The sequence below is a fragment of the Streptomyces sp. NPDC048696 genome (assembly GCF_043198895.1).
GTDB lineage: Bacteria > Actinomycetota > Actinomycetes > Streptomycetales > Streptomycetaceae > Streptomyces.
On record NZ_JBICVJ010000012.1, the window covers coordinates 38,265 to 64,752 of the forward strand.

The 26,488-nt window shown below is 71.6% G+C and carries 20 protein-coding genes; 11 read left to right on the forward strand and 9 right to left on the reverse strand.

Annotated elements, in window-relative coordinates:
• Positions 1–3: 3 nt before the first annotated feature.
• Positions 4–1,059, reverse strand: a complete 1,056-nt coding sequence (locus ACGFRG_RS24895) for a hypothetical protein (protein ID WP_393267367.1) — start codon at positions 1,057–1,059, stop codon at positions 4–6.
• Between the two features lie 499 nt (positions 1,060–1,558).
• Positions 1,559–2,647: a redox-regulated ATPase YchF gene (gene ychF / locus ACGFRG_RS24900; protein WP_361422339.1), complete on the reverse strand. Its 1,089-nt coding sequence runs from the start codon at positions 2,645–2,647 to the stop codon at positions 1,559–1,561.
• Between the two features lie 283 nt (positions 2,648–2,930).
• Between ychF and ACGFRG_RS24905 the strand changes: the two genes are divergently transcribed.
• On the forward strand, positions 2,931–3,527 hold the full coding sequence (locus tag ACGFRG_RS24905; protein WP_393267370.1) for a DUF6542 domain-containing protein: 597 nt from the start codon (positions 2,931–2,933) through the stop codon (positions 3,525–3,527).
• 190 nt (positions 3,528–3,717) lie between these two features.
• On the opposite strand, the gene ppgK is transcribed toward ACGFRG_RS24905, so the two are convergent.
• Together ppgK and ACGFRG_RS24915 are read right to left on the reverse strand one after the other, a co-directional pair.
• Positions 3,718–4,458 carry a polyphosphate--glucose phosphotransferase gene (gene ppgK, locus ACGFRG_RS24910; protein ID WP_361422336.1) on the reverse strand — a complete coding sequence of 247 codons (741 nt, stop codon included), beginning with the start codon at positions 4,456–4,458 and terminating at the stop codon, positions 3,718–3,720.
• Between the two features lie 78 nt (positions 4,459–4,536).
• Positions 4,537–5,538: a 4-hydroxy-3-methylbut-2-enyl diphosphate reductase gene (locus ACGFRG_RS24915; protein WP_361422333.1), complete on the reverse strand. Its 1,002-nt coding sequence runs from the start codon at positions 5,536–5,538 to the stop codon at positions 4,537–4,539.
• 210 nt (positions 5,539–5,748) lie between these two features.
• On the opposite strand from ACGFRG_RS24915, the gene ACGFRG_RS24920 reads away from it, so the two are divergent.
• From ACGFRG_RS24920 to ACGFRG_RS24935, 4 genes are all read left to right on the forward strand, one after another.
• A complete protein-coding gene (locus ACGFRG_RS24920; RefSeq protein ID WP_393267372.1) occupies positions 5,749–7,116 on the forward strand; it encodes an APC family permease in 1,368 nt (455 codons plus the stop codon).
• A gap of 141 nt (positions 7,117–7,257) precedes the next feature.
• Positions 7,258–8,472 carry an exodeoxyribonuclease VII large subunit gene (gene xseA, locus ACGFRG_RS24925; RefSeq protein WP_393267375.1) on the forward strand — a complete coding sequence of 405 codons (1,215 nt, stop codon included), beginning with the start codon at positions 7,258–7,260 and terminating at the stop codon, positions 8,470–8,472.
• Positions 8,473–8,482: 10 nt separating this feature from the next.
• Positions 8,483–8,773 carry an exodeoxyribonuclease VII small subunit gene (locus tag ACGFRG_RS24930; RefSeq protein WP_393267377.1) on the forward strand — a complete coding sequence of 97 codons (291 nt, stop codon included), beginning with the start codon at positions 8,483–8,485 and terminating at the stop codon, positions 8,771–8,773.
• Between the two features lie 1,042 nt (positions 8,774–9,815).
• A complete protein-coding gene (locus tag ACGFRG_RS24935) occupies positions 9,816–10,406 on the forward strand; it encodes a malonic semialdehyde reductase (RefSeq protein ID WP_361422321.1) in 591 nt (196 codons plus the stop codon).
• Between the two features lie 75 nt (positions 10,407–10,481).
• On the opposite strand, the gene ACGFRG_RS24940 is transcribed toward ACGFRG_RS24935, so the two are convergent.
• On the reverse strand, positions 10,482–11,021 hold the full coding sequence (locus tag ACGFRG_RS24940) for a DUF4245 domain-containing protein (RefSeq protein WP_361422317.1): 540 nt from the start codon (positions 11,019–11,021) through the stop codon (positions 10,482–10,484).
• 136 nt (positions 11,022–11,157) lie between these two features.
• On the opposite strand from ACGFRG_RS24940, the gene glpX reads away from it, so the two are divergent.
• Positions 11,158–12,189 (forward strand): class II fructose-bisphosphatase, encoded by a 1,032-nt coding sequence (gene glpX / locus ACGFRG_RS24945; protein WP_361422314.1) that lies wholly within the window; start codon positions 11,158–11,160, stop codon positions 12,187–12,189.
• Positions 12,190–12,262: 73 nt separating this feature from the next.
• On the opposite strand, the gene ACGFRG_RS24950 is transcribed toward glpX, so the two are convergent.
• Positions 12,263–12,619, reverse strand: coding sequence for a WhiB family transcriptional regulator (locus ACGFRG_RS24950; RefSeq protein WP_361422311.1), 357 nt, complete (start codon positions 12,617–12,619; stop codon positions 12,263–12,265).
• 149 nt (positions 12,620–12,768) lie between these two features.
• Positions 12,769–13,485: a DUF1707 domain-containing protein gene (locus ACGFRG_RS24955; RefSeq protein ID WP_393267382.1), complete on the reverse strand. Its 717-nt coding sequence runs from the start codon at positions 13,483–13,485 to the stop codon at positions 12,769–12,771.
• 218 nt (positions 13,486–13,703) lie between these two features.
• Here ACGFRG_RS24955 and ACGFRG_RS24960 point away from each other — a divergent pair, with 218 nt between their 5' ends.
• Positions 13,704–15,374 (forward strand): fumarate hydratase, encoded by a 1,671-nt coding sequence (locus ACGFRG_RS24960; protein ID WP_393267384.1) that lies wholly within the window; start codon positions 13,704–13,706, stop codon positions 15,372–15,374.
• Positions 15,375–15,962: 588 nt separating this feature from the next.
• Here ACGFRG_RS24960 and ACGFRG_RS24965 read toward each other — a convergent pair.
• On the reverse strand, positions 15,963–18,674 hold the full coding sequence (locus tag ACGFRG_RS24965; RefSeq protein ID WP_393267387.1) for a GNAT family N-acetyltransferase: 2,712 nt from the start codon (positions 18,672–18,674) through the stop codon (positions 15,963–15,965).
• An 87-nt stretch (positions 18,675–18,761) separates the two neighbouring features.
• Complete coding sequence (locus ACGFRG_RS24970) at positions 18,762–20,303, reverse strand: ricin-type beta-trefoil lectin domain protein (protein WP_361422302.1); 1,542 nt, start codon at positions 20,301–20,303, stop codon at positions 18,762–18,764.
• A gap of 107 nt (positions 20,304–20,410) precedes the next feature.
• Between ACGFRG_RS24970 and ACGFRG_RS24975 the strand changes: the two genes are divergently transcribed.
• From ACGFRG_RS24975 to ACGFRG_RS24990, 4 genes are all read left to right on the forward strand, one after another.
• Positions 20,411–21,802, forward strand: coding sequence for a class II fumarate hydratase (locus ACGFRG_RS24975; RefSeq protein ID WP_393267390.1), 1,392 nt, complete (start codon positions 20,411–20,413; stop codon positions 21,800–21,802).
• Positions 21,803–21,861: 59 nt separating this feature from the next.
• On the forward strand, positions 21,862–22,536 hold the full coding sequence (locus ACGFRG_RS24980; protein ID WP_361422296.1) for a DUF402 domain-containing protein: 675 nt from the start codon (positions 21,862–21,864) through the stop codon (positions 22,534–22,536).
• Between the two features lie 261 nt (positions 22,537–22,797).
• Positions 22,798–24,852 carry a SpoIIE family protein phosphatase gene (locus ACGFRG_RS24985; protein ID WP_393267393.1) on the forward strand — a complete coding sequence of 685 codons (2,055 nt, stop codon included), beginning with the start codon at positions 22,798–22,800 and terminating at the stop codon, positions 24,850–24,852.
• A gap of 124 nt (positions 24,853–24,976) precedes the next feature.
• Entirely contained in the window at positions 24,977–26,434 is a 1,458-nt protein-coding gene (locus ACGFRG_RS24990) for a catalase (RefSeq protein WP_393267396.1), read from the forward strand.
• The last annotated feature ends 54 nt before the right edge of the window (positions 26,435–26,488 follow it).

Genomic DNA, 26,488 nt, shown 5'->3' on the forward strand with positions numbered 1-26,488 from the left:
CCTTCACGGGCGCCCCGGCCCGTCCGCTCCCCCTGTGGCGGACGGCCGGGGCCTCCCCGCCTCCGGAAGGGTCTCCCGGGCCTTGTCGGCGCCCTCGACTACCTCGTCCTTTACTTCCGCTTCCCCGGGCTGGACGTTGTTGTCCGTGGCAGCGGTGACGACGGCCTCAACGACCTCGCCTATCGCAACCCGCGGAATGTCGTCGTGGCCCTCAACGGTCTGCGTTTCGGTCGCGACGGTCACGGTGTCCGTCTGGGGGTCCGTGACAGTTACCGAGACCGTGGAAGGCGGAGCATCGGGGGTCTCCTCGACGGGCGCCTTGACCTCGACGGTGACGATCATGCTGTCGGTCATCTTCGATTCGGCGGTGACGGTGACCATCCCGTCTTCCGGCTCGGACACCATGAAGGTCGGCGCGCTGCCGGGCGCGCTGATCGCCTTCATGTACGACTTAAACGGCAACAGGCGACCCACGAGGTCTTCGACGGGCCCTTCGATAGCGTCCGGGAGGATCGCGTCAGCCGACCTCTTGAGGTTCTCCTTAAAGCCCCTACTCTGCGGCTTGCCCGACTCCTCCTTGCCTGGCTTCTCGGCATCGCGCCGGCCGTACGTCTGGGGTGCAGACGAGCCGTCGTCATTCGGCAGCGCGCCTTCGCCTCCCGAGCCATCCCCGGACTTGCCCATCTCCGCCGGGGCGATTTCGCGGTAGACCGGTCCGGCTGCCAAGACGGTGGAGCCACCGAAGGTGGGTGACTTCGCTTCCGGCTCCGCGTCCGGAGTGGACACGTTCGACTCTCCGTACGCAAGGGAGTGAGCGTCCTCGGCCGAAACGCCGCGCCGCAGGGCTTCCTTCACGACCGCTGCCCGTTGCTCCTCGGTCAGCTGCACTCCGGCGATGCCGCCACGCCCGTCAAAGTACGTCGGAACGTACCCCTGCTTCGGCTTGCGGCGGTACACGTCACCCGCGTCCGGGTCTGCGTCGGGCAGCGCTTCGGCGGGCCCCTTGGCCGCTACCGATTCATCGGCGGTCTGCGCAACGCTGAAGGTGCCCGTGAACACGACGGCAGTGGCGAGGATGCCGTACCCAAGCTGGGCCGTCCGCCTCTGAGGCGCCCCCTTCGGCGGCAACGCAAGGGCCCAAGACACAGGCGTACGACGACGAGACATGGGCAGGTTCCTTCCCCCTGAACAACTGGTTCCGCTTACTTTTAACATGGAACAGCAGTTCGAGGACAAGGGGTATTTATTGGATCTTCCGGCTCCTCCTTGAGGCTGATTAGGTCCAACCCTTGGGGTGGACGACACGAGCCATTCACCCCGTTACCGGCGGGTAAGACAGCGCGCACCCCGGGGCGCCGGAGCAGCCCCATGCCGCGCGACACGCATCCAGCACCGATCCAGCACGGTACGGATGAAGAGGGGCGATGAGAGGTGACGAGGCGTCAGATTATCCAGCACCGATCCAGCACGGGAAAAACTAAGGGGCCCACCCCCGGAGGAGTGGACCCCTTCTGACCTGCATGTTTGCCAGATCAGCGATGTGGTGATATGTCAGCCGCTAAACGTTGAAGCGGAACTCCACCACGTCCCCGTCCTGCATCACATACTCCTTGCCTTCCATCCGCGCCTTGCCCTTCGCGCGGGCCTCGGCGACCGAACCCGTTTCGATCAGGTCGTGGAAGGAGATGACCTCCGCCTTGATGAAGCCCTTCTGGAAGTCGGTGTGGATGACACCGGCCGCCTCGGGGGCCGTGGCGCCCTTCTTGATGGTCCAGGCGCGGGCTTCCTTGGGGCCGGCCGTCAGGTAGGTCTGCAGGCCCAGGGTGTCGAAGCCGACGCGGGCGAGGGTGGCCAGGCCCGGCTCCTCGGCGCCGACGGACTGGAGGAGCTCCAGGGCGTCCTCCTCGTCGAGCTCGGCGAGGTCCTGCTCCAGCTTGGCGTTGAGGAAGATCGCCTCGGCCGGGGCGACCAGCGCGCGCTGCTCGGCCTTGAAGGCGTCGTCGGTCAGCTCGTCCTCGTCGACGTTGAAGACGTACAGGAACGGCTTCGTCGTGAGGAGGTGGAGGTCGTGGAGGAGCTCCGCCTTCTCCGAGCCCTGGAGGATCCCGGCCGAGAACAGCGTGTCGCCCTTCTCCAGGATCTCCTTGGCCGCCTCGACCGCCGCCACCTTCGGGGCGACGTCCTTCTTGATCCGGGACTCCTTCTGGAGGCGCGGCAGGACCTTCTCGATCGTCTGGAGGTCGGCGAGGATCAGCTCGGTGTTGATCGTCTCGATGTCGTCCTTGGGGGACACCTTGCCGTCGACGTGGACAACGTTCTCGTCCTTGAAGGCGCGGATGACCTGGCAGATCGCGTCCGACTCGCGGATGTTCGCGAGGAACTTGTTGCCCAGGCCCTCGCCCTCGCTGGCGCCGCGCACGATGCCGGCGATGTCGACGAAGTCGACGGTGGCGGGCAGCTGGCGCTGCGAGCCGAAGACCTCGGCCAGCTTGCCCAGGCGCGGGTCCGGGACGCCGACGACGCCGACGTTCGGCTCGATGGTGGCGAACGGGTAGTTGGCCGCCAGCACGTCGTTCTTGGTCAGGGCGTTGAACAGGGTCGACTTGCCGACATTCGGCAGACCGACGATTCCGATCGTGAGCGACACGTTGGCGACTTCCCGGTACGAGGGTGATGGTCCGTCCGCCCCCGGGCCGGGGGCCGACGCCCCCGCGGATGGGGGCCGACTCACCAGTTTACGGGCGCGCCGTGCCGTCAGCGACGGCCCTCACCACGCCGGAGGCGAGGTGGCACCGCGGCGGCGTCGCGGCCGCCCCGAGGGCTTCCATTACCGCCTCCAGGGGCGGTTTCGCGTCGAACGCAACGCCAAGCTCACCCAAAGGGCGTGTCCCATGGGTGGTTCCTCCCCTGTGTCGACCTACGTTGGTCCGGTGGAGCAATACAGGACGCACACCCCGCAGCCCGGACAGCGAGCCCGGACGGCCGGCGGGCCGTCGGGACGTACGCCCGCAGGCGCGCCCGGACGTACGCCCCGGCGCGCGCCGCTGGGGCCGCAGGCCGGCGGGGAGGCGGCCGCCGTGTACCGGGTCGCGGCCCGGCCCGCCCCGCCGTTCGTGCTCGCCCTGCGCCGACTCCCCCAGCCCCGGCTCACCAGCCTCGGCGGTGGGCTCTTCGCCGCCGCCGTCATGTTCCTGCTCGGCTGTCTGGACTGGCTGATCTTCGACGGCTCGCCGGCCGTGTACGGCGTACTGTTCCTGCCGGTCAGCGCCGTCACCGCGCTCTGGGTGCGCCCCGCCGACCTGGTCAGTGCGCCCATCAGTGTCCCGATCGCCTTCGCCTTCGGCATCGTCCCCATCGCGGACGGCACCGGCGGCGTCGGCGGCCAGGCCATGGCCGTCGTCACCGCGCTCGCTCTGCACGCCGGGTGGCTGTACGGCGGAACGCTGGTGGCGGGTGTGATCGCGAGCGTGCGGAAGGTACGGCTGATGGGGCGTCGCCGGGCCCGGCCCACCGCGCCCCGGCGCTGAGCGCTCCGCTGAAGGTGCGGTCATTGGCTGCGGACCGTGCGTGGCTGGTCGCTCCCCCAAGTTCTCGGCTCCGCTCGAACAGGGGGGACCCCCATCGCGGCAGAGCCGCACAATGGCACAGCCCCGCGCCCCTTCCGGGGCGCGGAAGCGCATCGGGCCGCCACGAGTCCTTCAGGGCGCCGAGGCGCCCCTACCGCCGTCCCGCCGTCATCGCCGCCCCGACGATCCCCGCGTTGTTCTGCAGCTGTGCCGGGACCATCTCCGCCCGGATGCCCTCGATCAGGGGCAGGAACTTCTCGGCCTTGCGGCTCACCCCGCCGCCGATGATGAAGAGCTCCGGCGAGAACAGCATCTCGACGTGCGCCAGGTACTTCTGGACGCGGTGCGCCCAATGGGTCCAGGTCAGGTCCTCGTCCTCCTTGGCCTTCGTCGACGCGCGCTTCTCCGCGTCGTGGCCGTGCAGTTCGAGATGGCCCAGCTCGGTGTTGGGGACGAGGCGGCCGTCGAGGAAGAGCGCGCTGCCGATGCCCGTGCCGAACGTCAGCAGGATCACCGTGCCCTTGCGGCCCCGGCCCGCGCCGAAGTTCATCTCGGCCACGCCCGCCGCGTCCGCGTCGTTCATGACGGTCACGGGCAGGCCGCCGAGGCGGGCGCCGAGCAGCCGGGCCCCGTCCACGCCGATCCACGCGGCGTCCACGTTGGCCGCCGTCCGGATCGTATTGCCCGTGACGACACCCGGGAACGTGATGCCGATCGGGCCCGACCAGCCGAAATGGCTGACGACCTCCGCGACCTTGCCCGCCACGCCCTCGGGCGTCGCGGGCTGCGGGGTCAGGACCTTGTACCGCTCCTGGGCCAGGTCTCCGCGCTCCAGGTCCACGGGAGCGCCCTTGATCCCGGACCCGCCGATGTCCACTCCGAACACGTTCATGGACACCACGTTACGGGTGGGCACTGACAGTCACCTGGAGAACGGCTCGCGGGGCGCCCCGCCCGACCCCTTCGACGGCTACTCCGCCGACGGCTTCCCCGACAGCTCCGCCGCCTCCGCGCGCAGATCGCGGCGCAGCTCCTTCGGCAGCGAGAACGTGATCGACTCCTCCGCCGCCTTGACGATCTCGACGTCCTCGAAGCCGCGCTGGGAGAGCCATTCCAGTACGCCCTCGACCAGCACCTCGGGAACGGAGGCGCCGGACGTCAGACCGACCGTGTTCACGCCCTCCAGCCAGGCCTCGTCGATCTCCTCGGCGAAGTCCACCAGATGGGCGTCGCGCGCGCCCGCGCCGAGGGCGACCTCGACCAGGCGTACCGAGTTCGAGGAGTTCTTGGAGCCGACGACGATGACCAGGTCCGCGTCCGCGCCCATCTGCTTGACCGCCGTCTGGCGGTTCTGCGTGGCGTAGCAGATGTCGTCGCTGGGCGGCGAGATCAGCAGCGGGAACTTCTGCTTCAGCGCGTCGACCGTCTCCATGGTCTCGTCGACCGACAGCGTCGTCTGGGAGAGCCAGACGACCTTCGACTCGTCGCGGACCTCGACACCGGCGACGTCCTCGGGGCCGTCGACCAGCGTGATGTGCTCGGGGGCCTCGCCGGAGGTGCCGATGACCTCCTCGTGGCCCTCGTGGCCGATCAGGAGGATGTCGTAGTCCTCGTTGGCGAACCGCACGGCCTCCTTGTGCACCTTGGTGACCAGGGGGCAGGTCGCGTCGATGGTGGCCAGCTTCCGCTCGGCCGCCTCCGCGTGCACGGTCGGCGCCACGCCGTGCGCGGAGAACATGACGATGGAGCCCTCGGGGACCTCCGCCGTCGCGTCGACGAAGATCGCGCCCTTTCGCTCCAGGGTCTGCACGACGTACTTGTTGTGGACGATCTCGTGCCGGACGTAGATGGGCGACCCGTACTGCTCCAGGGCCTTCTCGACGGCGATCACGGCGCGGTCGACACCCGCGCAGTAGCCACGGGGCGCGGCGAGCAGGACACGGCGGGCAGGCGTAGCAGTCATGCGGTCCATGGTACGGCCGGGCCGCGACAGCCCCGGGTGCGCCCGGCCCGTCGCGGGCGGCCGGGTACGCCCGGCCCATGGCGGGCGCCACGCGCGCGTGGCCGTCGAGCGGTGCGGGGCGCGGGGCGCCGGAGAAGGAGCGCGACTCGCGCGCGTGGGGCACGACACCCCTGACCCGTCCGGCGGGCCAAAGATCGTCCGGGCCGTGAGACTGGCCGCATGAGCGCGCACAGCACCGAGGAGAGCGAGCGGCCCGCGGAGGCGGGTGAGCTGCGGCGCAGCCTCGGCTTCCGTGACCTGGTCGTGTACGGGCTGCTGTTCATCGCCCCGATGGCGCCCGTCGGCATCTTCGGCACGCTGGACGCGAAGTCGCACGGCGCCGTGGCGCTGGTCTACCTCGTGTCGACCGCCGCGATGGCGTTCACCGCTCTGAGTTACGCGCAGATGGTGCGGGTAGCCCCGCAGGCGGGTTCCGTCTTCGCCTACGCGCGCGCGGGGCTCGGCGAAGGCGCCGGGTTCATCGCCGGATGGATGGCGATGCTCGACTATCTGCTGATCCCGGCGGTCGCGTATCTCTTCTCCGGCATCGCCATGAACTCCCTTGTCCCCTCGGTCTCCCGGTGGGTGTGGACCGCGCTGGCCGTGGTGATCACCACGGCGCTGAACCTCTGGGGCGTACGGGCGGCCGCGCGCGTCGGGTTCGCGGTGCTCGCGATGGAGATCGGCGTGCTGCTCGTCTTCCTCGTCTCGGCGGTGGTCGTACTCGTACGGGACGGGGCGCAGCGCGACTGGCTCTCGCCGCTGACCGGGGACGCCGGGTTCTCGCTGTCGGCGGTGCTGAGCGCGGTCTCGGTGGCGGTGCTCTCGTATCTCGGCTTCGACGCGATCGCCGCCTTCGCGGAGGAGGTCACCGGGGGTTCCGGCAAGGTCGCGCGCGCGGTGCTGTTCTGCCTGGCGCTCGCGGGGGTGCTGTTCGTGGCGCAGACGTATCTGGCGGCGCTGCTCGAACCCGTGCCGTCGGCGCGGCTGGCCGCCGAGCCGGCCAGGCAGGGGTCGGCGTTCTACGACACGGTCGAGGCGTCCGTGGGCACCTGGCTGCACGATCTGGTGGCGGCGAGCAAGGCGATCGGGGCGGCGTTCGCGGCGCTGGCCGGGCAGGCGGCGGCCGGGCGGCTGGTCTTCGCGATGGCGCGCGAGCGGCGGCTGCCGACGCTGCTGTCACGGACCTGGTCGGGCGTACCGCGCGCGGCGCTGCTGGGCTCGGCCGCGGTGACGCTGGTGGCGGCGATCTGGGCGGCCCGGCGCGACGACGGCATGGACAAGCTGGTCTCGGTGGTCGACATGGGCGCCCTGACGGCCTTCCTGCTGCTGCACGCGTCGGTGATCGGCTGGTACGCGGTACGCCGCCGCGAGGGCGCGCCCGACTGGCTGAGGCATCTGGTGCTTCCGCTGCTCGGCGCTGCGGTGATCGTGGCGGTGATGTGGGAGGCGACGCGCTCGGCGCAGGTCGTGGGGTTCGTGTGGCTGGTGCTGGGGGTCGGGGTGCTGATGGTGCAAGGGGCGGAACGGTTCGGCCGGGCGCCGTAGTGGGGTTGTGCGGAGGGTCGGGCGATGGGCCGGGCGGCGGGCTTGGCGGCGGTCGGACGCTGGGCCGGGTGGTGGCCGGGCGCGCGCCGCTTCGGCCGTCGCGTCGGGGGCGGTGTCAGTGGGGGCCGTTAGCCTGCGTACATGGGTCTGAATACGAGTGCCGAGGCGCCGCTGCCGGTCGGTGAGGTGTCGCGCCTCATCGGCGGGTGGATCGACCGGCTGGGGGCGGTGTGGGTCGAGGGGCAGATCACCCAGCTCTCGCGGCGGCCCGGCGCCGGGGTGGTGTTCCTGACGCTGCGTGACCCGGCGCACGACATCTCGGTGTCGGTCACCTGTTACCGGCAGGTGTTCGACGCGGTGGCGGACGTCGTCGCGGAGGGCGCGCGCGTGGTGGTCCACGCGAAGCCGGAGTGGTACGCGCCGCGCGGGCAGCTGTCGCTGCGGGCCGCGGAGATACGGCCCGTGGGGATCGGCGAACTGCTCGCCCGCCTTGAGCAGTTGAAGAAGTCCCTCGCGGCGGAGGGTCTGTTCGCGCTCGACCGCAAGCGGCCGCTGCCGTTTCTGCCGCAGCTCGTCGGGCTGGTGGTGGGCCGCGCCTCGGCGGCCGAGCGGGACGTCCTGGAGAACGCGCGGCGGCGCTGGCCCGCGGTGCGCTTCGAGGTGCGGAACGTGGCGGTGCAGGGGGTGCACGCGGTGCCGCAGGTCGTGGCGGCGGTGAAGGAGCTGGACGCGCTGGCGGACGTCGACGTGATCATCGTCGCGCGCGGTGGCGGCAGCGTGGAGGATCTGCTGCCGTTCTCCGACGAGCGGGTCGTGCGGACGGTGTCCGAGTGCCGTACGCCGGTGGTGTCGGCGATCGGGCACGAGCCGGACTCGCCGCTGCTCGACCTGGTCGCGGACCTGCGGGCGTCCACGCCCACGGACGCGGCGAAGAAGGTCGTCCCCGACGTCGGGGAGGAGCTGGACCGGGTCCGGATGCTGCGGGACCGCGCGCGGCGGCATGTGGTCGGGCTCGTCGACCGGGAGGAGCGGGGGCTCGCCGGGATGCTCGCCCGGCCCTGGATGGAGCGGCCGCACCGGATGGTGGACGACCGGGCGGACGAGGTGGACGCGCTGGTCCACCGCTCGCGCCGGGTCCTCGGCCATCTGCTCGACCGGGCCGACTCGGAGCTGTCGCACACCCGCGCGCGCGTGGTCGCGCTGTCGCCGGCGGCGACGCTGGAACGGGGGTACGCGGTGCTTCAGCGGGCCGGCGGGGCCGTGGTGCGGTCCTCGTCGGAGGTCGCCGGGGGCGAGGAGTTGCGGGCCAGGGTGGCCGAGGGTGAGTTCACGGTTGTCGTCGGGACGGATGCGTAGGGTGACGGGTATGGGTGCGAAGGATGTGGCGGGCGCGGGTCCGGATTCGGGTTCGGGTTCGGGTTCGGGCGAGGCCGGTTCGGGGGGCGTCTCCGGGGCGTCGGCGTCGTCCGAGACGCTGGGATACGAGCAGGCTCGGGACGAACTGATCGACGTGGTACGGCAGTTGGAGGCGGGGGGTACGACGCTGGAGGAGTCGTTGGCGCTGTGGGAGCGGGGGGAGGCGCTGGCGAAGGTGTGCGGGCGGTGGCTGGAGGGGGCGCGGGCACGGTTGGACGCGGCGCTGGAGGCCGAGCGGTGACGTCCCCCACCCCGCCCCTCCCCTAAACCCTCCGGGGGTGGGTGGGGGTGAAGGTGGTCCCCCGGGGGCTCCGCCCCCAAACCCCTGGCGGGGCTCCGCCCCCTGCACCCCACTGCGACTGGAGGGGAGGTTGAGGGGGCTCCGCCCCCGGACCCCGCCGGGGCCTGCGGCCCCTGCACCCGCCCTCGGGGCTCCGCCCCGGACCCCTCGCGGGGGCTGCGCCCCCTGCACCCCGCTCCGGCTGGGCTGAGGCTGAGGAGGGGACTCCCCTGGGCTCCGCCCCCCGGACCCCTGGCGGGGCTGCGCCCCATCCACCCCCACTCCGGCTGAGGTGGGAATCACGGGCAGGGGTTTCCCCGGAGGCTCCGCCCCCCGGTCCCCCGAGCGGGGCCTGCGGCCCCTGCACCCGGCTTCTGGGCTCCGCCCGGGCCTGGGCGGGGGCGGCCAAGCTGGCGTTTTCCACCCTCTGCACCCCCGGCGGGACCTGCGGCCCCTGCACCCCGCTTCTGGGCTCCGCCGGGGCCTGGGCGGGGCCGTCCCAAGCGGGGGCTTCCACCCTCTGCACCCCCTGCACCCCGCTTCGGGGCTCCGCCCCGGACGCCCGTGGGGTGGGTGCGCACGCGCGACTCCGCCCATGCGGATGGGGGGTGGCAGCGGACTCCGCTCCCCCTAACTCCCCCCAAGGACCACGTCCAGGGACCCCCCGTGGCTGGATTCACCCCCACCGCCCAGGGGCGCGGGAAACTGCGCGACCAGCCCCCACCGGGCCGCAGCCGACGAACGAGCCCGGGGGGCGAAGCCCCGGGAAAGCCCGCCTCCACCCGCCACCCGGCCGCCCGTCCAGGCCACGCGGCGGAGCCGCAAAATGTCACAGCCGGGAAGGGGCGGGGTGGGGGGCCACCTGGCTGAAAAGCGACCATTTCTGTGAAGCCCATCACCCCGCCCCCCATTTAGTTGAAAGTTAACCTAACGCCGTCGTACCGTGGCGACACCGCTTGATCCCCCACAAGCGGACCCCGTAAGTCCGGAAGGTACGTACGTAATGTCTCTCGCCCTTGACCCCACCGCCCAGGACCTCCTCTTCCGTGAGGCCCGTACCGCCAACACGTTCACCGACGAGCCGGTGACCGAGGAGCAGGTTCAGGCGATCTACGACCTGGTCAAGTACGGGCCGACCGCCTTCAACCAGACGCCGCTGCGGATCGTCCTGGTGCGGTCGGCCGAGGCCCGCGAGCGGCTCGTGGCGCACATGGCCGAGGGCAACCAGGCCAAGACCGCCGCCGCCCCGCTGGTCGCGATCCTCGCCGCGGACAACGAGTTCCACGAGGAGCTGCCGAAGCTCTTCCCGCACTTCCCGCAGGCCAAGGACGTGTTCTTCAGCGAGCGCCCGGTCCGCGAGAGCGCCGCCGGCCTGAACGCCGCCATGCAGGCCGCCTACTTCATCGTCGGCGTCCGCGCCGCCGGGCTCGCCGCCGGTCCGATGACCGGGTTCGACGCCGCCGGTGTCCAGAAGGAGTTCCTGGACGGCGACCACACCCCGCTGATGGTCGTCAACATCGGCAAGCCGGGCGAGGGCGCCTCGTTCCCGCGCAGCCCCCGCCTCGCCTTCGACGAGGTCGTCACCACCGTCTGAGCCGTACCCAGCACCAACGACGAAGGCCGTCGCACCGATTTGTCGGTGCGACGGCCTTCCGTCATCACAACCTCTTCATGACGACTTCTTCAGCTCCAGCGCCGCCGCCACCTTCTCCAGCTGCGCGAACGACGCCGTACCGGTCACCACCGTCGTGGAGCCCTTGTCCTCGCGTACGAGCGCGTCGTACTTCGAGCCCTCCCAGCGGCGCCACGTCGCGCCCGCGATCTGCTGGGTGTGGTCCGTCTTCGTCGCCTTCTTGGCGACCGACTTCACGAACTTGTCCCGGTCCGGCGCCGAGGACTGCTCGATCCCGACGTACTCGGTCTCGGGGTCCAGGAAGCCCAGGTGCCAGGCGTTGTTGTCCTGGCGGTCGAAGGTGACCGAGGTCGCCTTCCACTTGGCCTCGTCGGGGAGCCCGACCGGCGCCGCCACCGGGTACGGCGCGGCGCGCCGGGCCGTCAGGAGTTCGACGCGGTAGTCGATCGCCTTGACGTTCGGGTCCTTCTTGTCGTCGTGCGGGACGAACATGTAGATCACAGCCACGGCGATACCGATCACCGCCAACGACTGCAGCATGTTCCGCACACTCTGCTTGCCACGCGTTCCTGCCACGCACCCATGGTCTCAGGTCATGTCGCTGCTCATACGTGGCCCCCTCTGCTCATTTTGTCGACGTACCGATAGAGTCGGGGCACCCTCTTTTCTCCGGCTTTTCCCCGGCCGTCGCCGTACAGAAAGGTGCGCTCCGATGACCGAGCACAACCTGCCGCCCCAACTTGAGGTCTCGCCCGAGGCCCCCGACCGCAACCTCGCCCTGGAGCTGGTCCGGGTCACCGAGGCCGCCGCCATGGCAGCGGGCCGGTGGGTCGGTCGCGGCGACAAGCTCGGCGCGGACGGCGCCGCGGTCAACGCCATGCGCACCCTCGTCTCCACCGTCTCGATGAACGGCGTCGTCGTCATCGGAGAGGGCGAGAAGGACGAGGCCCCGATGCTCTACAACGGGGAGCGGATCGGCGACGGCACCGGCCCCGAGGTCGACATCGCGGTCGACCCGATCGACGGCACCACGCTCAACGCCAAGGGCATGCCCAACGCGATCGCCGTGCTCGCCGCCGCCGACCGCGGCACCATGTTCGACCCGTCGGCCGTCTTCTACATGGACAAGCTCGTCACCGGGCCCGAGGCCGCCGACTTCGTCGACATCAACGCCCCCGTCTCGGTGAACATCCGCCGGGTCGCCAAGGCCAAGAACTCCTCGCCCGAGGACGTCACGGTCGTCATCCTCGACCGCCCCCGCCACGAGGGCATCGTCAAGGAGATCCGCGAGACCGGCGCGCGCATCAAGTTCATCACGGACGGCGACGTCGCCGGTTCGATCATGGCCGTGCGCGAGGGCACCGGCGTCGACCTGCTCATGGGCGTCGGCGGCACCCCGGAGGGCATCATCTCGGCCTGCGCGATCAAGTGCCTCGGCGGCACCATCCAGGGCAAGCTGTGGCCCAAGGACGAGGCCGAGAAGCAGCGCGCGCTCGACGCGGGCCACGACCTGGACCGCGTGCTGATGACCAACGACCTGGTCTCCGGCGACAACGTCTTCTTCGTCGCCACCGGCATCACGGACGGCGAGCTGCTGCGCGGTGTGCGCTACCGCGGCGAGACCGCGACCACCCAGTCGCTGGTCATGCGCTCCAAGTCCGGCACGATCCGCCAGATCGACTCGACGCACCGCCTCTCGAAGCTGCGCGCCTACAGCCAGATCGACTTCGACCGCGCGAAGTAGCCACGAGGCAGCTTCGCGTACGTACGTGAAGGGGCGCCCCCGTTGTGCGGACGGGGGCGCCCCTTCGCGTGCGTCAGGCGGCCGACGCGGCCTTCTTGAGCTCGACCTCGCGCCGGCGCCGCCGGGCCAGCACCACACGCCGCTCCGCCGCCGTCAGCCCGCCCCACACCCCGTACGGCTCGGGCATGAGCAGCGCGTGCTCACGGCACTCCACCATCACGGGGCAGCGCGCGCAGACGCGCTTGGCCGCCTCCTCGCGCGACAGCCGCGCGGCCGTCGGCTCCTTCGATGGGGCGAAGAAGAGTCCCGCCTCGTCCCGGCGGCAGACCGCCTCCGTGTGCCACGGGCCCGCGCCATCCTCCCGTACTGGGCCGCGCTGCGGCGTGACGGCGGCGGCGACCTGCAGGGACTGATGCGGCGGATGCAGCACGGCCAACTCCTGACGACGGCTGACGACGGCTTCGCGAGCGTAGCGACGATGCGACAGTCCCTACCCGCTGTGCGCGTGCCTATGCACTGAGTTCCCTTGGCGAAACTCCGATCGTATGCCGGTGTCCGAAAATGTGCGGCTGCGATGCGTCAGGAGTCGAGGCGTTTGCGCAGGCGGTCGTGGAGGTCGGCGATCCGCTTACCGCGCTTGGGCTTGGCCTCGATGTTGCCGAATACCGAGTACCCGTTCACGACCACGACCGGCGCCTCGGGGTGCTCGGCCTCCAGCGTGTCCACCTCGAAGTTGCCGAAGACGCCGGTGCCGCTGCCGCGCAGGGTCAGGTTCTCCGGGACCCGGACCTCCACGTTGCCGAAGATCGAGGTGGCGTTGATGACGGAGAGGCGCTGCTCGAAGTACGCCTCGGTGAGGTCGATCTCGACGCTGCCGAAGAGCGCGAACGCGTTGGTCCGGCGCCCGATGCGCCAGCGGCCCTTGCGGGTGGAGCTGGAGAAGACCGCCACCAGGTTCTCGGCGGCGACGGGACCCGCCGCCTCGTCCTCGGCGTGTGCGCTCGCGTACGAGGGCGCCGGGGCCGGGGCGGCGAAGCGGGGCGCGCCGCCGGCGGCCGCGGGCAGGTCCCGTACCAGCGGCTCCAGTTCGCTCATGGTCTTCGCGCGGTACACGCCGTCGACGCGCTCGGCGTGCTCCTCCGCGTCGAGCCGCCCCTCGGCCAGGGCCTCGCGCAGGATGTCGGCGACCCGGTCGCGGTCGGCGTCGGAGGCACGCAGGGCCACGGCGGCCGGCGCGGGCTCCGCGGGCCGCGGCTGCACGGACTGCGGCGAGGGGGCGTGCTTTTCGAGATCCACGGATTCAGCGTACCGAAACGCGATAGATCGCGACTAGGGGGCGAAAGCCGGTTCAGGGGCGGATCAGGGTTCGAGTCAGGGTCGGATCAGGGGCAGGACGAGCGGACCTGCCAACTGAGCCTTACCTCACAGAATCCCCACCGCGTCGGCCGCATACGCTTGAGGGTGCTGTGCCAATGGAGGTTCAGTCGCTGTCTGCCGAGTGAGGAATGGCCGTAATGCCAGAGTTTGCGTACTCCGATCTGCTCCCTCTGGGCGAGGACACCACGCCGTATCGCCTGGTGACCGCCGAGGGTGTCGCCACCTTCGAGGCCGACGGCCGTACGTTCCTCAAGGTCGAGCCCGAGGCGCTGCGCAAGCTCGCCGCCGAGGCGATCCACGACATCCAGCACTATCTGCGCCCGGCCCACCTGGCCCAGCTGCGCAAGATCATCGACGACCCCGAGGCGTCGAGCAACGACAAGTTCGTGGCGCTCGACCTGCTGAAGAACGCGAACATCGCGGCGGCGGGCGTGCTGCCGATGTGCCAGGACACCGGCACGGCGATCGTGATGGGCAAGCGCGGCCAGAACGTGCTGACCGAGGGCGGCGACGAGGAAGCCCTCTCGCGCGGCATCTACGACGCGTACACGCAGCTCAACCTGCGCTACTCGCAGATGGCTCCGCTCACCATGTGGGAGGAGAAGAACACCGGCTCGAACCTGCCGGCGCAGATCGAGCTGTACGCGACGGACGGCGGCGCGTACAAGTTCCTCTTCATGGCGAAGGGCGGCGGCTCGGCCAACAAGTCGTTCCTCTACCAGGAGACGAAGGCCGTCCTGAACGAGGCCTCCATGATGAAGTTCCTGGAGGAGAAGATCCGCTCGCTCGGTACGGCGGCGTGCCCGCCCTACCACCTGGCGATCGTGGTCGGCGGCACGTCCGCCGAGTTCGCGCTGAAGACCGCGAAGTACGCGTCCGCGCACTACCTCGACGAGCTGCCCACCGAGGGCTCGGCGACCGGGCACGGCTTCCGTGACCAGGAGCTGGAGCAGAAGGTCTTCGAGCTGACGCAGAAGATCGGGATCGGGGCGCAGTTCGGCGGCAAGTACTTCTGCCACGACGTACGCGTGGTGCGACTGCCCCGGCACGGCGCCTCGCTGCCCGTCGCCATCGCCGTGTCCTGCTCGGCGGACCGCCAGGCGGTCGCGAAGATCACGGCCGAGGGTGTGTTCCTGGAGGAGCTGGAGAAGGACCCGGCGCGGTTCCTGCCGGAGACGACGGACGAGCACCTGTCGTCGGGGGCGGACGATGTGGTGAACATCGACCTCAACCAGCCGATGGACGACATCCTCGCGGAGCTCTCCAAGTACCCGGTCAAGACCCGGCTCTCGCTGACCGGCCCGCTGGTCGTGGCGCGCGACATCGCGCACGCCAAGATCAAGGAGCGGCTGGACGCGGGGGAGCCCATGCCGCAGTACCTCAAGGACCACCCGGTGTACTACGCGGGTCCCGCCAAGACGCCGGAGGGTTACGCGTCCGGGTCGTTCGGCCCGACGACGGCCGGGCGTATGGACTCCTACGTGGAGCAGTTCCAGGCGGCGGGCGGGTCGAAGGTGATGCTGGCGAAGGGGAACCGGAGCAAGCAGGTCACCGACGCGTGCGACGCGCACGGCGGCTTCTACCTGGGCTCGATCGGCGGGCCTGCGGCCCGGCTGGCCCAGGACTGCATCAAGAAGGTCGAGGTCGTCGAGTACGAGGAGCTGGGGATGGAGGCGGTGTGGAAGATCGAGGTCGAGGACTTCCCGGCGTTCATCGTGGTCGACGACAAGGGCAACGACTTCTTCCAGGCTCCGGCCGAGCCGCCGACGTTCTTGAACATCCCGCTTCGGGGCGCTGCGCAGGCGTGACCGGGGGGTGAGCCCCCACCCCGCCCCTTCCCCAAACCCTCCGGGGGTGGGAGGGGGTGAAGGGGGTTTCCCGGGGGCTACGCCCCCGGACCCCGGGGCGGGGCTGCGCCCCTGCACCCCCTCGGGGACTCCGCCCCCGGCCCCCGGCGGGGGCTGCGCCCCCTGCACCCCGCTGCGGGGCTCCGCCCCTGCGGGTGGGTGGGTCGCGGGGCTCTGCCCCGGACCCCTGGGCGGGGCCTGCGGCCCCTGCGCCCCGGACCCCGCTTTCGTCTGCGGACCGTGCTGGGTTGCTCGCGCCCACGCGGCGGAGCCGCACAATGTCACAGCCCCGCGCCCCTAAGAGGGCCCTCCGGGCCCATCTCGGAGGGCCCGCAGGGCCCATCAAGGGGCGCGGGGAACTGCGCGACCAGCCCCAGACGGCCCGCACCCGACCGACGGCCCGCTTTTAGGGGCGCGGGGCTGTGACATTTGCGGCTCCGCCGCGTGGGCGCGAGCAGGCGCCACCGGGTCGCAGCCGACGGGCAGGCCCCGCTCAGGGGGGTCGGGGGTTCCCCGGCAAGCGACCCGCCCGGCCGCCCGCCCAGGGCTTCAGGGAACGGGCGGGGTGGGGGGCGTCTCCCGGGTCAAGAACGCCAGGCGCGCTCGTTTCTCCGGCTTCTCCACCTCCGCCCCGAGGACGAACCCCGACCGCACCATCCGCGCGATGGACTTCTCGTTGCGGACATCCGGCTCGACCACCAGCCGCAGATGCCCCGGGTCCGAGAACGCGTACGCCGTCAGGACCGACATCAGCACCCCCGTGAACCCCGGCCGGGGCGAGGACGCCGGGGCCACCAGGATGTGGACCCCCCAGTCGCCCGGCCGCACCTCGTAGCACTCCCCCACCGGATCCGCCGCCGGATCGTACGTCTGGAACAGCGCGACCGGCTCATCGTCCAGGTGCACCAGGTACGCGTGGTGCGTGGCGAGTGACGCCACGTACTCGTATGTGGCGCGGACGTCCTCCAAGGACGCGTCCCGCATGCCCCAGAACTCCGCCCGTTCCTCCGTCACCCAGCCATGGACCACCTCCGCGTCCCCCGCCGGATCCAGCGGCAGCACCCGGACCGTTCCGAAGCCCTCGACCTTCTGCTCGTACACGCTCGCCCGCTCCACGCCCGCTTCTCTCCTCAGTGCGTTCCAGTCCGTCACCACCGGCGCCAACTCCCCCGCCCGCCACAGCGGGAGCTGGTCCCGGTGGTGGGGGCTCCCGGGTGCTCCCGACGCGCCCAGCGGGACCACCCACAGGCTCTTCTCGCGGTCCGCCAGGTCCCAGACGTACCGCGCGGCCGGACCACGGGCGCTGAGGTGCGTCACGCCCGGCACGCTGCTCGTCGACAGGACGCAGTCGTGGTCACCCGCGAGGCCCGGCCACTCCTGCGTCCCCGGCAGCGCCTGCCAGGGGGCGAGCCGGTGCGCCTCGCCCCAGGAGCCGAACTCCCGGCCCTGACCCGCCACTTCCTCCAGCGCCGCCCGCACCGCCCCCGCCCGGTCCAGATCCGGCAGCATCCGCGTCGCCGTCAGGATGGTCTCCAGGGCGAACGCGATCCTCGGGACGAGCGCCAGCCAGGGCAGGAACAGGTCCGGCAGGGGCGGGAGTTCGGTGAGGTCCGCGAAGTCGGGCGCCGCCGCCAGGTTGCGTACGACCGCCGCCCGGACCGTCGCGTACGCCATCGCGTCGCTCGAATCCGCCTCCATCCGGCGGTCCCAGGCCAGGAGGCGGGTCCGCAGCTCCTCCGCCGCCGGGCTCAGGCCCGTCAGCGAGCCGACCAACGACAGGAGCGGGGCCGCCGATTGGAGGTGGGTGTCCATGTGGATCGCTGTCATGGCGGATGCCGTCCAGGCCGTCCTCGTCGACAGCAAGTGGGCTATCCGGTCCGCCCTGTACGGCGGCGCGAACTCCACCCCGAGCGGCTCCGCCAGGCCCCGCTGGTTCGCCATCACCGCCGTCCCGGACACCTCCGCGCGCGGCATCCGCGCCCAGCCCGTCCACTCGTGCCCGGACTCCCACGCCGGTACGACCCGTACGCGGTTGTCGCCGTGGCGCAGCGGCACGCGGCCCGCCACCCGGTGCAGCACGCCGCCGCCCGTGTCCGCCGCCTGGACGACGTTCACCGGCTCCACCCAGGCGTCCACCGCCCGGTCCACGTCGTGCACCGTCCGCGCGCGGAGCAGGGCCGGGAGCGCCGCGAAGCCCAGGTCCGCCGTCACCCGTGGCGGGTGGCGCAGGCTGATCGCGTCCGACGCGTCGGGGCCGCCGATGATCACCGGGCCGCGGTCGGTCTCGATCACCTCGACCGTGACCGGGGCCGCGCCCGCCACCTCGATCGTCTCCGTGTGGGCGGGCGCGGGGCGCCAGCCGTCGGGGCCCAGCGCCTCCACGCCCGTACCGGCGCGGCGCAGGCGTTCGCGGTAGAGGTCCTGGTAGTCGGCCATGGCGTTGGTGATGGCCCAGGCGGCCGAGCCGGTGTGGCCGAAGTGGGCGATGCCGGGGACGCCGGGCACGGCGAGGCCGACGACGTCGAACTCCGGGCAGGCCAGGCGGATCTGCTGGTAGACGCCCGGGTCCTCGATGAAGCGGTGCGGGTCGCCCGCGATCAGCGCGGCGCCGGTCGCGGTGTGCTCGCCGGTGACGAGCCAGCCGTTGGAGCCGGAGGTGCCGGGGCCGTCGGTGGCGAACAGGTCCACCGCGTCCGGCCCCAGCAGGGCGAGCGCGCGCTCGCGCCACAGCTTGGCGGGGAACCCGGCGAACAGGATGTGGGTGGAGAGCCAGACGCCGAGCGGGGTCCACGGCTCCCAGCGGCCCGGGGCGAGCCCGACGGCCGCGAACTGGCCCTGGTGGCCGATCCCTTCGACCCCGCCCGCTCCGGACCCGGCGGCCGCGGACCCGCCCCCTCGACCAGCGCCTTCGGCGAAGCCCGCGCCGCCCCCGACTGTCGCGGACTCGCCCGCAACCTCCGCCAGCCCCGCGTTGACCCCCGCCACATACGCCGTGACCCAGTCCGCCGTCTCCGGGTCCAGTGCCTCGAAGCACCGCCGGGCGGTGTCGGCGAGGCGGCTCTGGCGGGCGAAGCGGTCCCAGGCGAGTGCTTCGGGGCCGAGGAAGGCCGCCGTGGTGCCCTGCACCCGGTGCCGTTCGACCTCGATCTGCCAGGCCCGGTCAAGGGCCGTGACCCGGCCCTGTGCGTACGCCAGCTCGCGGGCGTCGGCCGCCCGCAGGTGCGGGACGCCCCAGGTGTCGCGATAGACCTCGGCACTCACGCCCGATCCCCTCCCTGTAAGTTAGGACAGCCTAACCTAAAGGGAGGGGCCGGTTACGAGGGGACGGTCATGCGGAGGTCATCGCCGTCACGCGAAGCTCTGGCCCGCCGAGCCGTCGCACGCCCTCAGCGTCAGCGGGTCCTTCGCCGCCGACAGCGTGGCGCACAGGCCGGTGGCCGCCGCCGGGCGCAGGGTGGAGCCGTCCCGTACGAACTCCTGATTGGCGCCGCCGTGGCAGTTCCAGATGATCAGCTGGGCGCCGGCCGTGTAGTTCGCGCCGGGCACGTCCAGGCAGCGGTCCTGGGTGAGCTGGGTGTGCAGCGACCTGCGGTCGGTGTCGTACCACCAGCCCTGGTTACGGCCGCCGTGGCAGTCCCAGCCGATGACGGCGGTGTTGTTCGCGCTGCTCGCACCCGTCACGTCCAGGCAATTGCCGGTGGCCGCGTTCCTCAGCGGCTGGTAGGCGTCGTCCCAGGCGAGCGGGTAGAGCACCGGCGAGCCGGTGGACGCGGGGTCGGCGCAGCTGCCCTCGCGCACGTCCGCGGCGTAGATCTGGGTGAGGCAGGAGGCGAAGGCGCCGTGGCCCCGGTAGTTGGGGTGGAAGGACTGGCGGACCGAGTTGGAGTCCGGCAGGCCCGGCTTGGAGAGGTCGATGTAGAGGCCGCGCGCCCAGGTGTCCTCCATGCACACCTCGTGGCCGTTGAAGAGCCGCGAGTTGTCGAGGAAGACCGCGCCGGTGTCGGCGGCCGCCTTGCGCATCCCGCGCTCGAAGGCGGGGACGGCGGTGTTGCGGCCCCAGACGGTGTCGGAGTCGTAGCCGAGGCCGCCGCAGGCGAGCTTGCCGGGGAAGTTCGGGTTGTCGTGGAAGTCGGGGCCGATCGGGCTCGGGTAGCCCATCACGACGAGCTTGTAGTCGCCGTCCGCGTACCCGGCGTCGCGCATCACGCTCTTGAGGTCGTTGACGGTCGCCTCGACCTTGGGCACCAGGCCGTCCACCCGGGCCTGCCAGCCGGGCGCGTACTTGGACTCGCACGGGCCCTGGAGCAGCAGGTACCGCTCCACGCAGTCCGTCATCACCGGGCCGAACTGGAGGTCGTCATTGGCCCCCGCGACCAGCAGCACCATCTTGATCCGGGTGTTGCGGGCCTTGATGGCGAGGCTGTCGCTCTGGACGAGTTCGTCGGCGTACTGCTTGGTGCCGCCTATCCGGATGTTGCCGGTGTACGCACCGGAACACGCCACGTTGTACGTCTCGTCGGCGGGGATGCCGGTGCGGTGGATCGCGGAGTCGGGCGCGCGGTGGCACCAGTTGTCGGGGCCGTTGGTGCCCGCCTCGTAGGTGCCGACGCCCTCGCCGGAGATCTCGCTGTCGCCGAGCGAGATGAGCCCCGTCCTGCGCTCGTCCATGGGCCGCTCGGCGGAATCCCCGTACAGCTTCACCGCCTCGGCGGCGCGGATCTTCTCCAGGTCGGGCGAGAGGGGGGTCGACTGTGGCGTCGCCCCGTTCACGGCCGTCCCGGCCGGCGCCGCGTGTGCGGTCACCGCTGTCGCCGTCATGCCGCCGAACGCGGCCGCCGCGGCCACGGCGGCCGCGAACGTGGTGCGAAGTCTGTGCCTGGTGCGCCTCATTGCGCCTCCCCGGTGGGTTGTTACCACCGGTATTTACCGGCCAGTAGGGCGCAGAGGGAATAGCTGGAACAAGACAACTGCTCATCTTTGCCAGGAGGTTCATCGACATGAACGACATTGCGTACCGCATCGAGCACGACTCCATGGGCGAGGTGCGGGTCCCCGCGCACGCCAAGTGGCGGGCCCAGACCCAGCGCGCGGTGGAGAACTTCCCCGTCTCCGGGCAGCGCCTGGAGCGCGCCCACATCGAGGCGCTGGCCCGGATCAAGGCGGCCGCCGCCAAGGTCAACGCCGAACTGGGCGTGCTCGACAAGGACATCGCGTGCGCGATCCAGGAGGCGGCCGCCGAGGTCGCCGAGGGGCGCTGGGACGAGCACTTCCCGGTCGACGTCTTCCAGACCGGCTCGGGCACCTCGTCCAACATGAACACCAACGAGGTCCTGGCGACGCTGGCGAGCGAGAAGCTGGGCCGGGACGTCCACCCCAACGACCACGTCAACGCCTCCCAGTCGTCCAACGACGTCTTCCCCTCCTCCATCCACATCGCCGCCACCGCCGCCGTCACCGGCGATCTGATCCCGGCCCTGGAGCATCTGGCGGGCGCCCTGGAGCGCAAGGCCGCCGAGTTCGCGGACGTGGTGAAGTCGGGACGTACGCATCTCATGGACGCCACTCCCGTCACCCTGGGACAGGAGTTCGGCGGCTACGCGGCGGCGATGCGCTACGGCGTGGAGCGGCTGCGGGCCTCGCTGCCCCGGCTCGCCGAGCTGCCGCTGGGCGGCACGGCCGTGGGCACCGGCATCAACACCCCGCCCGGGTTCTCGGCGGCCGTGATCGCCGAGGTCGCGCGCGCCACCGGGCTGCCGCTCACCGAGGCCCGCGACCACTTCGAGGCGCAGGGCGCGCGGGACGGCCTGGTGGAGACGTCCGGCCAGCTCCGCACCATCGGCGTCTCGCTCACCAAGATCTCCAACGATCTGCGCTGGATGGCGTCCGGGCCGCGCACCGGATTGGCCGAGATCAGCCTTCCCGACCTCCAGCCGGGCTCCTCGATCATGCCCGGCAAGGTCAATCCGGTCATCCCGGAGGCCGTCCTCATGGTCGCCGCACAGATCACCGGCAACGACGCCACGGTCGCGGCGGCTGGCGCGGCCGGCAACTTCGAGCTGAACGTGATGCTTCCGGTCATCGCCCGCAACCTGCTGGAGTCGGTGCGCCTGCTCGCGGCCGCCTCCCGGCTGCTCGCCGACCGCACCGTCGACGGGATCACCGCCAACCGCGAGCGGGCCCGGGAGTACGCCGAGTCCTCGCCGTCGGTCGTCACTCCCCTCAACAAGTACATCGGGTACGAGGAGGCCGCGAAGGTCGCCAAGAAGTCGCTGGCCGAGCGCAGGACGATCCGCGAGGTGGTCCTGGAGGGCGGTTACGTGGAGCGCGGCGACCTCACCGAGGCGCAGCTCGACGAGGCGCTGGACGTCCTGCGGATGACGCGCCCCTGAACAAGCAGGTCGTGACCTGCATCGCAGCGCCCTCTTGACCGTGCTCCTAAGATCTGCGCATGACAGGTACCGGAGGCATGCACCACTGGGCGCCGGGGGACCAGATCCTCTGGCGCTACCGCGACCATGCCCCGGGCCCCAAGCCGCAGTTCCACATCTGCCGCCCGGTCACCGTCGTCCAGGACACCGAGGACCTGCTCGCGGTGTGGATGGCGCCCGGCACGGAGTGCGTCAAGCCGGTGCTCGCCGACGGCACGCCGGTGCACGAGGAGCCGCTGGCGACCCGGTACACCGCCCCGCGCACGACGGAGCGCGCGCGCTGGTTCGGCACCGGCGTGCTCAAGCTCGCGCGCCCCGGCGAGCCCTGGTCGGTGTGGCTGTTCTGGGAACGGGGCTGGCGCTTCAAGAGCTGGTACGTGAACCTGGAGGAGCCGCGCACGCGGTGGTCGGGCGGGATCGACTCCGAGGACCATTTTCTCGACATCTCCGTCTACCCGGACCGCAGTTGGCAGTGGCGGGACGAGGACGAGTTCGCGCAGGCCCAGCGGGTCGGGCTGATGGACGCGGCCCGGGCCCGGCGGGTCCGGGCGGCCGGGGCGGCGGCGGTCGATGTCATCAAGGCGTGGGGCGGGCCGTTCTCCCAGGGATGGGAGCAGTGGCGGCCCGATCCGCGCTGGCCTGTTCCGGTACTTCCGGCGGACTGGGATCGCACCCCGGCGCATATGCCGTCGTGAGACCCTTGATGCGCCCCCGGGGTTCAAACGTAGGATCGTCCTCCGCAAGGCTGCGCATCGGCAACGAGGGAACCCAGGGCGCAAATTGACCGTATGTCACTTCAAGGGGGGTCGAGACGTGACCGGTGTCGCGGCCGCCCGGCGAATGGGGCCGTCCCCGCTCCCGGGGATGGGTATACCGCGTGAAGCGACTGCCTCGCGCATCCAAGACCTGCCCCCAGCACGGTGGATGTCTCACTCCGGACGGACGGAACCCGACGCGTGACGGAGCACCAGCCCACTTCGCACGAGAGCCGGCAGCAGGACCAGCTGGCCCGGCCGCCAGAGGCGGCCCGACCGCGCCCGGACGAGCCGGGCGCGGGCTCCGCCGCGCCCGTCGCCGGGGCCGCGGACCGGGCCGGCGTGCGGCGGGGTACGGCCCGCGCGGCCACCGCGTCCGTCTCCGTGCCCGGCCAGCCCGACCCCGGCGCCCGGGACGTCGCCCGCGACTCCGGATCGGGCGCCCCGGCCGGTCCGGGCTTCTCGGGCGGCACGCCCGGGGGCACCGGAGGCAGCGGCAGCGGCGGCAGCGGGACCCCCGGCGGCGGCGAGAGCGCGGCCGTGGCCCGCCGCGAGGGCGACCGGCTGCGGTTCGTGGGCGCCGCCACCCGGCGCATCGCGCGCGGCATCGACCTCGACGAGATCGTCCTCGGGCTGTGCCGGGCCACCGTGCCGACCTTCTCCGACGCGATACTCGTGCATCTTCGCGACCCGCTGCCGGTCGGTGACGAGCGTCCAGCCAGCCCCTTCGTGCTGCGACTGCGCCGTACCGACCGGCTGCGTTTAGTCGATGAATCGCTTCAGGAGCCGGAGGCGATCGACGCCCTGTCGCTCCTGAACGCGCAGACGGATCTGACCCCGGCCGCCGAGCTCTGCGAGGTCCGCACCGGCGGCGCGCTCGCCGAGGTGCTGCGCGGGGTGCGGCCGGTCTTCGGCGACTCCGTGCCCGCCCGGCTCGCGCTGGCCGAGCTCCTGGGCCCGGACCGGCCGGTCCCGGCGGGCCACCGGACGATACTCGCCCCGCTCCGGGGCCGGCGCCGCGTCATCGGCGCCGCCGTCTTCGTACGCGGCCTTGAGCGGCCCGCCTTCGAGGCCAACGACCTGCTGGTCGCGGCGCAGCTGGCGACCCACACGGCCCTCGGCATCGACAAGGCCGTCCTGTACGGGCGCGAGGCGTACATCGCCGACGAGCTCCAGCGGACCATGCTGCCCGACTCGCTGCCCCAGCCGACCGGCGTCCGTCTCGCCTCCCGCTACCTGCCGGCCGCCGAGACCGCCCGGGTCGGCGGCGACTGGTACGACGCCATCCCGCTGCCCGGCAGCCGGGTCGCGCTCGTCGTCGGCGACGTCATGGGCCACTCGATGACCTCGGCCGCGATCATGGGCCAGCTGCGCACCACCGCGCAGACGCTGGCCGGGCTCGACCTGCCGCCGCAGGAGGTGCTGCACCACCTCGACGAGCAGGCCCAGCGGCTCGGCACCGACCGCATGGCGACCTGCCTGTACGCGGTGTACGACCCGGTCGCGCACCGCATCACCATCGCCAACGCCGGACATCCGCCGCCGGTGCTGCTGCACCTGGGCGGGCGCGCGGAGGTGCTGCGGGTGCCGCCGGGCGCGCCGATCGGCGTGGGCGGGGTCGACTTCGAGGCGGTCGAGCTGGACGCCCCGGCGGGCGCCACGCTGCTCCTGTACACGGACGGGCTCGTGGAGTCCCGGCTGCGGGACGTGTGGACCGGCATCGAGCAGCTGCGCGAACGGCTCGCCGCCACCGCCCAGCTCACCGGCCCGGACCACTCGCCGCCCCTTGAGGCGCTCTGCGACGACGTCCTGGACATGCTGGGCCCCGGCGACCGCGACGACGACATCGCGCTGCTCGCGGCCCGCTTCGACGGAATCGCGCCGTCCGATGTGGCGTACTGGTTCCTGGACCCGGAGGACTCGGCCCCCGGCCGGGCCCGCCGCCTGGCCCGCCGGGCGCTGGAGCGCTGGGACCTGGGCGAGCTCACGGACTCGGTGGAGCTGCTGGTCAGCGAGGTGGTCACCAATGCCGTGCGGTACGCGGAGCGGCCGGTCACGCTGCGGCTGCTCAAGACCGACGTCCTGCGCTGCGAGGTCGGCGACGACTCCCCGCAGCTGCCCCGCCAGCGCCGGGCGCGCGACACCGACGAGGGCGGGCGCGGGCTTTTCCTGGTGAACCGGCTGGCCAGGCGGTGGGGCGCGACCCGTCTTTCGGGCGGCAAGGTGGTCTGGTTCGAGCTGCCCACCCGTACGTAAGGCCGCTTTCCGTACTCAGGCCAGGACTGGACCGGGTCCAAGTGTTGCCGACACCCCGTCGGCGGAGTTGACTGGCGTCGTGGACGAAGCGACCTCATAGACCCCACGCGACGGGAGAACGCTCGTGTCGGACGCACCCCAGACCCCGTACACGACCAACAACGCCGGTATCCCGGTGGAGAGCGACGAGCACTCGCTCACCATCGGGGACACCGGACCGATCCTGCTCCAGGACCACTACCTCATCGAGAAGATGGCCCAGTTCAACCGGGAGCGGGTCCCCGAGCGGGTGGTGCACGCGAAGGGCGCGGGGGCGTACGGGACGTTCGAAGTCACCAATGACGTCAGCCAGTTCACCAAGGCCGACCTCTTCCAGCCGGGCCGCCGCACCGAGATGCTGGCCCGCTTCTCGACGGTCGCCGGGGAGCAGGGCTCGCCCGACACCTGGCGCGACCCGCGCGGCTTCGCCCTCAAGTTCTATACGGAACACGGCAATTACGACCTGGTCGGCAACAACACCCCGGTCTTCTTCGTCCGCGACCCGCAGAAGTTCCAGGACTTCATCCGCTCGCAGAAGCGCCGTCCGGACAACGGCCTGCGCGACCACGACATGCAGTGGGACTTCTGGACCCTGTCCCCCGAGTCGGCGCACATGGTGACCTGGCTGATGGGCGACCGGGGCATCCCGAGGAGCTACCGCCATATGAACGGGTACTCCTCGCACACCTACCTCTGGGTCAACGGCGGCGGCGAGCGGTTCTGGGTCAAGTACCACATGAAGACCGACCAGGGCATCGAGTTCTACACCCAGGCCGAGGCCGACGACATGGCGGGCCGCGACGCCGACGTCCACCGCCGCGACCTGTACGACTCGATCAGCTCCGGGAACGCGCCGAGCTGGACGATGAACGTGCAGGTCATGCCGTTCGACGACGCGGCGGACTACCGCTTCAACCCGTTCGACCTGACCAAGGTGTGGCCGCACGGCGACTACCCGCTGATCGAGGTCGGCCGGATGACCCTGAACAAGAACCCCGAGGACTACTTCGTCCACATCGAGCAGGCCGCCTTCGAGCCGTCCAACATGGTGCCGGGCATCGGCCCGTCCCCGGACAAGATGCTGCTCGGCCGGCTCTTCTCCTACCCGGACACCCACCGCTACCGGATCGGCCCCAACTACGCCCAGCTGCCGCCCAACCGGGCCCGCTCGCAGGTCAACTCGTACGCCAAGGACGGGCCCATGCGGTACGAGCCGGCCAACACCGCTCGGCCGTACGCGCCCAACTCCTACGGGGGTCCGGCCGCCGCCGAGCGGTTCGGCGACATCGCCGGGTGGCAGGCGTCGGGCGAGATGGTCCGCGAGGCGTACAAGCTGCACCGCGAGGACGACGACTGGGGCCAGGCGGGCACCCAGGTCCGCCAGGTGCTCGACGACGCCGCGCGCGAACGGCTGGTGGGCAATATCGCGGGCCACCTCAAGGACGGCGTGAGCAGGCCCGTCCTGGACCGCGCGATCCAGTACTGGCGCAATGTCGACAAGGCGCTCGGCGACCGGGTCGCGACGGCGGTCAACGGCGCCTGACGCCCCCTGATACGAGGACGGCCCCCGCCGGGGAAGGCGGGGGCCGTCGTCGTG

Coding starts and splice junctions, on each gene's coding strand:
- ACGFRG_RS24920 (WP_393267372.1), top strand. CDS start 5,749: ATGAGCGCGCACAGCACCGAGGAGAGCGAGCGGCCCGCGGAGGCGGGT.
- ACGFRG_RS24980 (WP_361422296.1), top strand. CDS start 21,862: ATGACAGGTACCGGAGGCATGCACCACTGGGCGCCGGGGGACCAGATC.
- ACGFRG_RS24930 (WP_393267377.1), top strand. CDS start 8,483: ATGGGTGCGAAGGATGTGGCGGGCGCGGGTCCGGATTCGGGTTCGGGT.
- ppgK (WP_361422336.1), bottom strand. CDS start 4,458: ATGAACGTGTTCGGAGTGGACATCGGCGGGTCCGGGATCAAGGGCGCT.
- ACGFRG_RS24975 (WP_393267390.1), top strand. CDS start 20,411: ATGAACGACATTGCGTACCGCATCGAGCACGACTCCATGGGCGAGGTG.
- glpX (WP_361422314.1), top strand. CDS start 11,158: ATGACCGAGCACAACCTGCCGCCCCAACTTGAGGTCTCGCCCGAGGCC.
- ACGFRG_RS24960 (WP_393267384.1), top strand. CDS start 13,704: ATGCCAGAGTTTGCGTACTCCGATCTGCTCCCTCTGGGCGAGGACACC.
- ACGFRG_RS24970 (WP_361422302.1), bottom strand. CDS start 20,303: ATGAGGCGCACCAGGCACAGACTTCGCACCACGTTCGCGGCCGCCGTG.
- ACGFRG_RS24935 (WP_361422321.1), top strand. CDS start 9,816: ATGTCTCTCGCCCTTGACCCCACCGCCCAGGACCTCCTCTTCCGTGAG.
- ACGFRG_RS24915 (WP_361422333.1), bottom strand. CDS start 5,538: ATGGACCGCATGACTGCTACGCCTGCCCGCCGTGTCCTGCTCGCCGCG.
- xseA (WP_393267375.1), top strand. CDS start 7,258: ATGGGTCTGAATACGAGTGCCGAGGCGCCGCTGCCGGTCGGTGAGGTG.